Below are 10,333 nucleotides of genomic sequence, written 5' to 3' on the forward strand. Positions count from 1 at the left end.
ACACGCTAGGCTAATCCTATGCAGGGCGCATCACCCCAGCGTGTTTTTCACTGACGAAAATAAAGGAGAACTGATGACAACCTTTGAATGGAGCGACCTCGATCAGAAGGCCGTCGATACCGGGCGCGCACTGGCCGCTGACGCCGTGCAAAAAGTCGGTAATGGTCACCCTGGTACGGCAATTTCGCTCTCCCCTGCCGCTTACCTCCTGTTCCAAAAGGTGCTGCGCAACGATCCTTCCGACGATATGTGGCTCGGTCGTGACCGCTTTGTCTTATCCGCTGGTCACTCGTCGCTTACCCAATACGTCCAGCTTTTCTTGGCCGGATACGGGCTGGAGATGGAAGATATTGCCGCACTTCGCACTGCAGGATCGTTGACCCCAGGCCATCCGGAATACCGCCACACCAAGGGCGTTGAAATCACAACAGGTCCGTTGGGTCAGGGCTTGGCCTCAGCAGTAGGCATGGCAATGGCTGCTCGTCGTGCGCATGGCTTGCTTGATCCCGATACTCCGGCCGGGCAGAGCCCCTTTGACCACTTTGTGTACACCATCGCTGGTGATGGCTGTATGCAAGAGGGCGTTACATCTGAGGTGTCCTCACTGGCTGGCACCCAAAAGCTTGGCAATCTGATCTTAATTTGGGATGACAACCGCATCTCAATTGAGGATCGCACCACGATTGCTTTCACGGAGGACGTCCTAGCGCGCTACGAGGCATACGGCTGGCATACCCAGCACGTTGATTGGCGTGGTGGCGGAGAGTATCACGAAGATCTCGAAGCCCTCTTTAACGCTATCGAAGAGGCGAAGTCTGTCACTGATAAGCCGTCCATCATTCGCCTGTCCACCATTATTGCCTGGCCAGCACCGACTAAGCAGGATACCGGCGCAGCTCACGGCTCGGCCCTCGGCGATGCGGAGATCCGCGCGATGAAGGAGCTTCTCGGCTTGGATCCCGATAAGACTTTCCACATTGATCCGGAAGTCCTTGAGCATACTCGCCGTCAGGCTGCCGATAAGGCACAGCGGGTGCGTGCTCAGTGGCAGGAATCCTTCGATGCCTGGGCCGCAAAGAATCCGGAAAAGAAAGAGCTTCTCGACCGCTTGTGCGCACACGAATTGCCCGCTGGCTGGGAGAAAGCACTTCCCGTCTTTGAAGCAGGCTCATCTGTTGCTACTCGTTCTGCCTCCGGTAAAGTCCTTAACGCAATCAAGGATGTTCTGCCGGAGCTGTGGGGTGGCTCGGCTGATTTGGCTGGTTCGAATAATACCTATATGAATGGTGAGCCGTCTTTCCTTCCGGCGGATCGTTCTTCGCAAATGTTCTCGGGTAACGAGTTTGGGCGAAACCTGCACTTCGGTATTCGCGAGCACGGTATGGGCTCAATCATCAATGGCATTACTTTGCATGGTTTGACCCGCTGCTATGGTGCAACATTCTTTGTTTTTGCTGATTACATGCGCCCACCTGTGCGGTTAGCTGCTCTCATGAAGTCTCCGTCGATTTTCGTCTGGACTCATGATTCAGTTGGCGTGGGCGAGGATGGGCCGACGCATCAGCCGATTGAGCACCTGTGGGCATATCGGGCGATTCCTGGATTGGATATCGTTCGTCCGGCTGACGGTAACGAAACGGCGCAGGCGTGGCGCGGCATCTTGGAGCGGAGCGATCGTCCGGCTGGTCTGATCTTGTCTCGCCAGAATTTGCCGGTGATTGCGCGCGGTGATGGGCCAGCAGAAGGCGATACGTATGCCTCGGCAGAGGGCGTCCTCAAGGGCGGCTACGTCTTGGCAGATGCCCCCAAGGTTGATGTCGTGCTTATCGCAAGTGGCTCTGAGGTTAGCGTTGCTCTTGACGCCCGCGAATTGCTCGCTAAAGATGGCATTGGCGCTCGAGTTGTTTCCATGCCGTGTTTGGAATGGTTTGAGGAGCAGGATGAAGCCTACCGCGCAAGCGTTATTCCTTCCGAGGTTCGAGCCAGGGTCAGTGTGGAAGCAGGATCGACGTTCGGCTGGAAGGCCCTTGTTGGTGATGCTGGTCGTTGCGTCGGTATCGATCACTTCGGCGAGTCTGCCTCTGGTGATCTATTGATGAAGAAGTACGGCATTACCGCAGAGAATGTTGCTGCTGCCGCTAAAGAATCAATTGATGCCGCTCGCTAATATGTGTTGAGGCGACGCCGCGGAGTCTGTTTGGTATTGGCTCCGCGGCGTCATCATATACCACCTGTCAGTAAAGAAAGGACCTCAGAATATGAGTAAGCTGCATGAGTTGAGTGAGCACGGGGTGTCGATCTGGCTTGATGATCTTTCGCGCGCTCGGTTAACAAGCGGAAATTTGGCAGAGCTTATTCGCGATCATGCTGTCGTTGGAGTGACGACGAATCCAGCGATTTTCCAAGCGGCCATTTCTGATGCTGATGATTATCGGGATGATATTCGTCGGCTAGCTCAGGAGGGCTTGGACGCAGAGGCAATTATTACAGAATTAACCACCTCGGATGTTCGCCAGGCTTGCGATCTTTTCGCTCAGACGTATGAGCAAACGGATGGCGTTGATGGTCGTGTCTCGATTGAAGTAGATCCGCGTCTGGCGCATAACGGCCCACAAACCGTTGAGCAAGCTATGGAGCTGTATGAACGGGTTGACCGCAAGAATGTCATGATTAAAATTCCGGCGACGACCGAGGGGCTTTCCGCAATTCGGGAGACTATCGCGGCTGGAATTTCTGTCAATGTGACGTTGATTTTCTCGATAGAGCGTTACCGTGAGGTTCTTGAGGCTTATCTTGAGGGGCTGGAGCTGGCCGCGCGGGCGGGGCGGGATCTATCGCAGATTCATTCAGTGGCGTCGTTTTTTATTTCTCGGGTTGATACTGCAGTTGATGCTCGACTTGAGGAAATTGGTGGGCCTAGTGCCTTGGCCATGCGTGGCAAAGCGGCCATCGCATCGGCACGTACCGCGTATGAGGTGTTCCGCGACGTAGAATCCTCAGATCGGTTCCAGACGCTCGCTAATCAGGGGGCACGCTTGCAGCGTCTCTTGTGGGCCTCAACCGGAGTGAAGAATCCAGCTTATTCTCCGACGATGTATGTGGATCAGTTGGTGACTTCTGCGGTGGTCAACACGATGCCGGAAGCGACTTTATGGGCAGTTAAGGATCACGCCGATCTGCATGCTGGTGATACTGTCCAGCCAGCTATTGAGCAGGCACATAATACGCTTCACCAGCTAACCTTGCTGGGAGTTGATCTACCGGGGACGTGCCACAGGTTAGAGGACGAGGGCGTAGAGAAATTTGAAGTGGCATGGGAGGATCTCATTCAAACGGTCCACGATGAAATGCGCTGAGGTGTAGGAGCTGTGCCGGATCGTTCTCGTTTTCGCATGGCTCTTCCCTACCTAACATGTGCTGTTCTGTGCCGCTATGGATGATCGAAAAGGTGATCATCTGCCTGTTGTGGGGCGTCTGGGTACAAAATAGCGAACTGCTCCTATATGCCCCACAACAGCGGTTTACATATAGATAATTGGTGGGCGGGTGATCTGTGCAGATCACCCGCCCACCAATTATCGTTTACGGTATTGCTACTGAAGCGTCAGTATTGAACCTTGGTAATAAGCCCAATCATCACAATCGAAGCCAGCCACACTAACGCGACAACGATGGTGATGCGATTCAAGTTACGTTCTGCTACGCCAGAGGAGCGCATCGAGGTGGAAATACCACCACCGAAAACATCGGAGATGCCCCCGCCTCGACCCTTGTGCAATAGGATCGACGCGATCAAGAGCAAGCTCGAAATGACGAGCAATACGATCGAAATAATGAGAAGCACCTTCACTGTGAATCACGACTTTCTCTGAACCGAAAATTCCTGCTCTAGTCTACGGTACATAAGGGGGCTGATATGGTATATCAGCCCCCTTATGTGATAGCTCTCTCGCTTTATCTGCGGAATTTAGGCCTGGTAGGTGACGATCTTGGCGAATTCGTCAGCATCCAGAGAAGCACCGCCCACTAAGGCACCGTCTACATCGGGCTGAGCCATAATATCCTTGACGTTGCTGGACTTAACCGAGCCACCGTACTGGATACGCACTGCATCAGCAGTTGCCTGATCGTAGAGTTCCGCAATCTTTTCACGGATGGCGCCGCAGACTTCCTGAGCATCTTCCGGGGTAGCTACTTCGCCCGTTCCGATAGCCCAGATCGGCTCATAGGCGATGACCGATTTTGCTACTTCGGCTTCAGATAAACCATCAAGCATCTCGGCGATCTGCCCGAGAACGTATTCCACCTGCTTGTTTTCCTTGCGGATATCCAGAGCTTCACCGCAGCACATGATCGGAGTCATGCCAGCGTCAAGCACTTTCTTCGCTTTCTGGCCAACTAGTGTATTGGTTTCACCGTGGTATTCGCGACGCTCGGAATGACCGACAACAACATAGGTACAGCCCAGTTTGGTGAGCATAGCAGTGGAGATTTCTCCGGTGTATGCCCCCTTCTCATGGATGGAGACGTCCTGAGCACCGTAGCTAATGTCGAACTCTTCAGAGTCAACCAGAGTCTGCACAGAGCGGATATCAGTGAATGGAACAATCACTGCGGTATCCACCGTAGCAAAATCATGCTTGAGGTCTTTCAACGTCCATGCCAGCTTCTGCACCAACGACGTTGCCTCAAGGTGATCGAGGTTCATCTTCCAGTTGCCAGCCATCAATGGGGTGCGAGTCATTTAATCCTCCAGAACTGCGATACCCGGCAGCTCCTTGCCCTCGAGATATTCGAGGGAGGCACCGCCGCCGGTGGAAATGTGATCGAACTTTTCTTCGTCGAAACCGAGAGTGCGTACAGCAGCCGCGGAATCTCCACCACCAACAATGGTGAATCCGTCTGCGTTTTGCATAGCCTCTGCGATCGCCATCGTTCCCTTAGCAAATGCGGGGAACTCAAAGACGCCCATAGGACCGTTCCATACGATCGTCTGCGATTCAGTAATCGCCTTGGCATACAGTTCGCGTGTGCGCGGACCAATATCCAAGCCCATCTCTTCTTCTGGCATTTCGCCGGTATCGTAGATGGAGGCTGCTGCATCTGCATTGAATTCTGGCGCAGTAACGTTATCGACCGGCAGCAGGAGCTTAACGCCCTTTTCCTTTGCTTTCGTCAAATACTCTGCTGCCTTCTCCACGAAGTCTTCTTCTAGGAGAGACGTGCCGACTTCATTGCCCATTGCCTTAAGGAATGTGTAGGCCATGCCGCCTCCAATGAGGAGACGATCGGCTTTATCGAGCAGGTTGTCAATCACTCCGAGCTTATCGGACACCTTCGAACCGCCAAGCACAACCGTGTAAGGGCGCTGGGGATCCTTAGTGGCCTTCGACAGGGAATCAATTTCCTTGAACACTAATTCGCCCGCCGCAGATGGCAGTTCCTTGGCGATGTCATATACGGAAGCCTGCTTGCGATGCACTACACCGAAGCCGTCAGAAACAAAGGCTTGAGCAAGAGCGGCATATTCGCGGGCCAGCTCTTCGCGCTGTGCATCATCTTTAGAGTCTTCTCGAGGATCAAAGCGCACGTTTTCCAACAGGACGACGTCGCCATCTTCCATAGCTGCTGTGAGCTCTTTGGCCGACGGACCGACGGTATCTTCGGCAAGTTTCACTTCTTTACCAAGCAGCTCCCCTAAGCGCTTAGCTACCGGAGCAAGCGAGAACTCTGGCTTGACCTGCCCCTTGGGACGGCCAAGATGGGCAGCAACAATCACGCGTGCCCCGGCTTCAACCAGGCGAGTAATCGTCGGCAGCGCGGCCTTGATACGGCCATCATCGGTGATGTTCTTCTCGTCATCAAGCGGAACATTGAAATCCGAACGCACAAATACTTTCTTGCCGGCAAGATCGCCGAGCGAATCAATAGTCCTCAAATGCTTTCTCCTTACAGGTTAGGTAGTGCCATTATGCCGACTTTGGCACAATGACCACAGCTTTCTGAGAGAGTGCCCGCACATTTTTCATGTGCGGGCACTCTGACGGCACTGTTGATGTGATCTTAGAGCTTGGAGCCGACCAGTTCGGTCAGGTCAACAAGACGGTTCGAGTAGCCCCACTCGTTGTCGTACCAAGAGACAACCTTAACCTGGCCATCGATAACCTTGGTCAGACCAGCATCGAAGATCGAGGAAGCCGGGTGACCTTCGATGTCCTTGGAGACGATCGGATCCTCGGTGTAAACCAGGATGCCCTTGAGCGGACCCTCAGCAGCCTTCTTCACAGCAGCGTTGATAGCCTCAACCGAGACTTCCTTCTCTGCTTCGAAGGTCAGATCGGTGGCCGAACCCGTCGGGGTCGGAACGCGCAGTGCGTAACCATCGAACTTGCCCTTCAGCTCGGGCAGCACGAGAGCAACAGCCTTCGCGGCGCCGGTGGAGGTCGGAACGATGCTCAGCGCGGCTGCACGCGAGCGACGCAGATCCTTGTGCGGACCATCCTGGAGGTTCTGATCGGCGGTGTATGCGTGAACCGTCGTCATCAGACCCTTGATGATGCCAAATTCGTCGTTAAGAACCTTAGCCAAAGGAGCCAAGCAGTTCGTGGTGCACGAAGCGTTGGAGATGATGTTGTGCTTCTCCGGATCGTAATCTTCGTGGTTCACGCCCATAACGATGGTGACATCCTCATTCTTCGCCGGAGCGGAGATGAGAACCTTCTTTGCACCAGCTTCGAGGTGTGCCTTGGCTGCTTCAGCATCGGTGAAACGACCGGTGGACTCGATGACGATATCAACGCCGAGCTCGCCCCACGGCAGCTTGGCTGGCTCGCGCTCTGCGAGAGCCTTAATAACGCGATCGCCAACCTTGATCTCATCATCGGTGTACGTCACTTCTTCCTCGAGCGTGCCCAGGATTGAGTCGTACTTGAGCAGGTGAGCGAGCGTCTTGTTATCGGTCAGATCGTTCACTGCCACGATTTCAAAATCGGCGCCCTTCTTGAGAGCTGCACGGGTGAAGTTACGCCCGATGCGGCCAAATCCGTTGATTCCAACCTTAATGGTCACTCTTGTCCTCCTAGTGTGGACGTGCCACACGTCGTCGATATCTGAACGGGAATCTCCCGCAACGATGACTTCAGCGTATTCACTGACGCCCATCGTTTCGTACCGATTCTACCTCGAAAAGGTCGTGAACTATAGGGACCTTAGGCAATTGCTGCCGCGTGTTTCACACTCAGCAAAATAGCCGATCTCATGAAATATCACTTTTGACTGGTAATGCTCATAGGATACGCGAGCCAGATCCACCGGCAAGCGCACCGCATGCAGATAACAGGTACTCTTATCGTGAAAAGCGCTTACCTGCGCTCTCGGAACTTATTGCCCGCGTTGCATCCGGTTAACGGCTTCCATCGTATCTGGAATACCTAATTCGGCAGCACGCTTATCAGCCATCGTATTGAGCCGACGCAGACGCCCGGCGACCGCATCCTTCGTCACCGGCGGCTTGAGACGATCTCCCAGCATATTAAGCGAATCATCCGGATACTCGATGCGATACTCCCCAGCTTCTCGTAAATTCTTCGGAATATCATCACCGAGAATCTCAAAGGCTCGCTTTACTCGAATAACCGCAACTACTGCCGCATCTGCACTACGGCGCATATTGGCGTCATCAAAATTCGCTAATCGGTTTGCCTGCCCCAATACTTCTCGTTCAGTGCGCAGCTCTTCCCATCGCAGCACTGCGTCGTTACCGCCCATGCGGGTCAACATATCGGAGATCGCATCCCCTTCTCGAATATCGATGCGGAAAGCGCCACGAGCCTCCCGTGCCCGATACGGAATTCCCATCCGACGAGCCAAACCTCCAATGCCATAGGCCGCTTCTAAGGAGGGGCACACGATTTCCAGAGAAGAATTACGACCAGGTTCGATGAGGCTTCCTCGGGCAAGGAACGCTCCACGCCACGCGGCAGCAGCATCAGCTTTCGATCCCGCAACGATCTGCGGCGGGATACCACGAACTGGACGACCATGCGGATCAAGCAGGCCTAAACGGCGAGCAATACGCTCCCCGTTGGTCGTAATACGCACCACATAGGTATTACCTGGGCGAACCGGATTCTGCACAACTACCAAATCGGCGTCGATACTGAAAAGCCGCTTGATTAGCTCGCACAAATGGCGAGCAACCGCCGGATGCTCAAGTTCTGCCTGCAGTGATACGACACCATTATTGATCTGCAGACCACCAGAGAATCGGAATATGATCGCCACTTCTGCAGATAGCGACGAGGTGGATTGCGGAACAACCGTCGACAGTTCGTCTTTCACGAGTCCAGTCAGAGCGGGCATACATCCTCCTCATAGTTCACACGCGCAAGTAATCCGCACGAGTCGTTAATATATCGGTAATCAGTGTTAGGAGTCGAGTAGCTCTCGAAAAACGGCCGCCAAATGCAGGCTATCGTGACACGCTTCATTATGGCGAGAGCGCACCGAGGCACTGTGGATAGTTGCCCCACATTCAGAAGCCGCGTGCGAAAGATCTTCCCAATCCGTGACCGAATCTTCGTCCACAATGATCGCATCCAGGCGTAAATCTGGGGAATGTTCATGGAAAGATCGAATATGATCGGCCGGAGATAGACCTTTTGTTTCGCTATCTCGAACCAAATTAATAACCAGCGCGCGTCGAGCCGCAGTATTGCGCAGCGCTTCATGCAATTGCGGTACCAGCAGATGCGGAATGACGGAGGTGTACCACGATCCAGGACCAAAAATTACCCAATCAGCCTCATGAACCGCGCTCAATGCTTGCGGGAAAGCTGGCGGATTCTCTGGAAAGACGTACACTTTCGAGATTTCGTTATCCGACGAGGCCACGGCAACTTGCCCGACGACGCGACGGGTCTGCGTTCCATCTAGCACGTCAGCTTCAATGCGCAGCGGGGTTGCCGCCATCGGGACAACGCGCCCTTTGGTATCTAATAAGCGACCAACGAGATCGAGACCCTCAACGGAATCGCCAAGTAAATCCCATACCCCGGTCAGTAGCAGATTCCCTAGAGAATGCCCATTGAGAGGACCATCGGAGGCAAAACGATATTGCAGCACATCGCGCCAGGTCAACCCCCACTCCCCGTCATCACATAAGGCAGACAAAGCCATGCGCAGATCGCCGGGAGGCAAAATATCGAACTCTTCGCGCAGACGCCCGGAGCTGCCACCATCATCGGCAACCGTCACAACCGCAGTGAGATTCCTCGTCAGTAGCCGCAAAGCCCGCAAACTAGCATAGAGCCCATGCCCGCCGCCTAAGGCAACGACCTTCGCCCCATGCGCCCCACGTCGCTCACGCATCGCTACTCCCGACCTAAATCGCGATGCATTACTCGCACGGAATGACCATTATCGCGCATAATCTGGGCGCATTTTTCTGCCATTGCCACTGAGCGGTGTTTTCCTCCCGTGCACCCGAACGCAATCGTGACATAAGGTTTAAGCTCATGCCGATACCCCGAGAAAATTGGCTCCAAGACCTTGGTGTAGCCAGTGATGAATTCCTCCGCTCCAGCAATATGCAAGACGAAATCTGCCACCGGCTGATCCTTACCAGTGAGATGCCGCAATTCGCTCACCCAGTAGGGATTAGGCAAAAACCGCACATCTGCCACGTGATCGGCATCTAACGGAATCCCGTATTTGAAGCCAAAAGACATCACTGTCACATGCGTCCCGGCATCTTTTGCGTGTTCCAAGCTAGAGCGAAGCTTTCGCGCTAAATCATGCACCGACAAATTACTCGTATCAATATAAATATCTGCCCGCTGTTGGAGATCTTTAAGCAAATGCCGTTCATGGACGATACCGTCTAGCAGTCGCCCATCGCCTTGCAGTGGATGAGGACGCCGCACGGACTCATATCGGCGCACCAGAACGTCATCTGTCGCGTCCAAGAAAATAATGCGATAGTCAAGATTGCGCTCTTGTAAGCTATCAAGCACTTCGACAAATTCACGGAAATATCCGCGAGAGCGCACATCAACCACAGCAGCTAACTGGCTCACGCCCCCAGCTGCCGGGCTCATCAACCCAGCTAAGGCCGTAAGCAGACGGGGTGGCAAGTTATCAACGACGTACCATCCGAGATCCTCCAGCGTCGCTGCTGCTCGAGTACGCCCCGCCCCAGACATACCAGTGATAATAATGATCTCTGGGACATCCACCGGAGGGAGCACCGCTTCGCGGTCAAGCTGCGGGACAATCCGTGGAATCTTGCTCGTATCGTTAATGTGCTCGTGCGGGATAATATCCATAGTTCTAT

Annotated in this window: 9 protein-coding genes; 2 read left to right on the forward strand and 7 right to left on the reverse strand. The window is 54.0% G+C overall.

Annotated features, from left to right (window positions below; translation table 11 throughout):
• The first annotated feature begins 73 nt into the window (after window positions 1-73).
• Both tkt and tal read left to right on the forward strand, forming a co-directional pair.
• A complete protein-coding gene (gene tkt / locus ACLHIJ_RS07590) occupies window positions 74-2,167 on the forward strand; it encodes a transketolase (RefSeq protein ID WP_411298867.1) in 2,094 nt (697 codons plus the stop codon).
• A 91-nt stretch (window positions 2,168-2,258) separates the two neighbouring features.
• Window positions 2,259-3,356, forward strand: a complete 1,098-nt coding sequence (tal, locus tag ACLHIJ_RS07595) for a transaldolase (RefSeq protein ID WP_411296343.1) — start codon at window positions 2,259-2,261, stop codon at window positions 3,354-3,356.
• Window positions 3,357-3,604: 248 nt separating this feature from the next.
• On the opposite strand, the gene secG is transcribed toward tal, so the two are convergent.
• The 7 genes from secG to rapZ all read right to left on the reverse strand — a co-directional run bounded on the left by secG (window position 3,605) and on the right by rapZ (window position 10,325).
• Window positions 3,605-3,850: a preprotein translocase subunit SecG gene (gene secG / locus ACLHIJ_RS07600; protein ID WP_411296344.1), complete on the reverse strand. Its 246-nt coding sequence runs from the start codon at window positions 3,848-3,850 to the stop codon at window positions 3,605-3,607.
• 117 nt (window positions 3,851-3,967) lie between these two features.
• A complete protein-coding gene (gene tpiA / locus ACLHIJ_RS07605) occupies window positions 3,968-4,744 on the reverse strand; it encodes a triose-phosphate isomerase (protein WP_411296345.1) in 777 nt (258 codons plus the stop codon).
• Window positions 4,745-5,938, reverse strand: a complete 1,194-nt coding sequence (locus tag ACLHIJ_RS07610; protein ID WP_411296346.1) for a phosphoglycerate kinase — start codon at window positions 5,936-5,938, stop codon at window positions 4,745-4,747.
• A gap of 125 nt (window positions 5,939-6,063) precedes the next feature.
• Window positions 6,064-7,068, reverse strand: a complete 1,005-nt coding sequence (gene gap / locus ACLHIJ_RS07615) for a type I glyceraldehyde-3-phosphate dehydrogenase (RefSeq protein ID WP_411296347.1) — start codon at window positions 7,066-7,068, stop codon at window positions 6,064-6,066.
• A gap of 312 nt (window positions 7,069-7,380) precedes the next feature.
• A complete protein-coding gene (gene whiA / locus ACLHIJ_RS07620) occupies window positions 7,381-8,361 on the reverse strand; it encodes a DNA-binding protein WhiA (protein ID WP_411296348.1) in 981 nt (326 codons plus the stop codon).
• Between the two features lie 66 nt (window positions 8,362-8,427).
• Window positions 8,428-9,369, reverse strand: a complete 942-nt coding sequence (locus tag ACLHIJ_RS07625; protein WP_411296349.1) for a gluconeogenesis factor YvcK family protein — start codon at window positions 9,367-9,369, stop codon at window positions 8,428-8,430.
• 2 nt (window positions 9,370-9,371) lie between these two features.
• Window positions 9,372-10,325 (reverse strand): RNase adapter RapZ, encoded by a 954-nt coding sequence (gene rapZ / locus ACLHIJ_RS07630; RefSeq protein ID WP_411296350.1) that lies wholly within the window; start codon window positions 10,323-10,325, stop codon window positions 9,372-9,374.
• Window positions 10,326-10,333 lie beyond the last annotated feature (8 nt).

The sequence above is a fragment of the Trueperella sp. LYQ141 genome, from assembly GCF_046599555.1.
In the GTDB taxonomy this organism is placed as follows: domain Bacteria; phylum Actinomycetota; class Actinomycetes; order Actinomycetales; family Actinomycetaceae; genus Trueperella.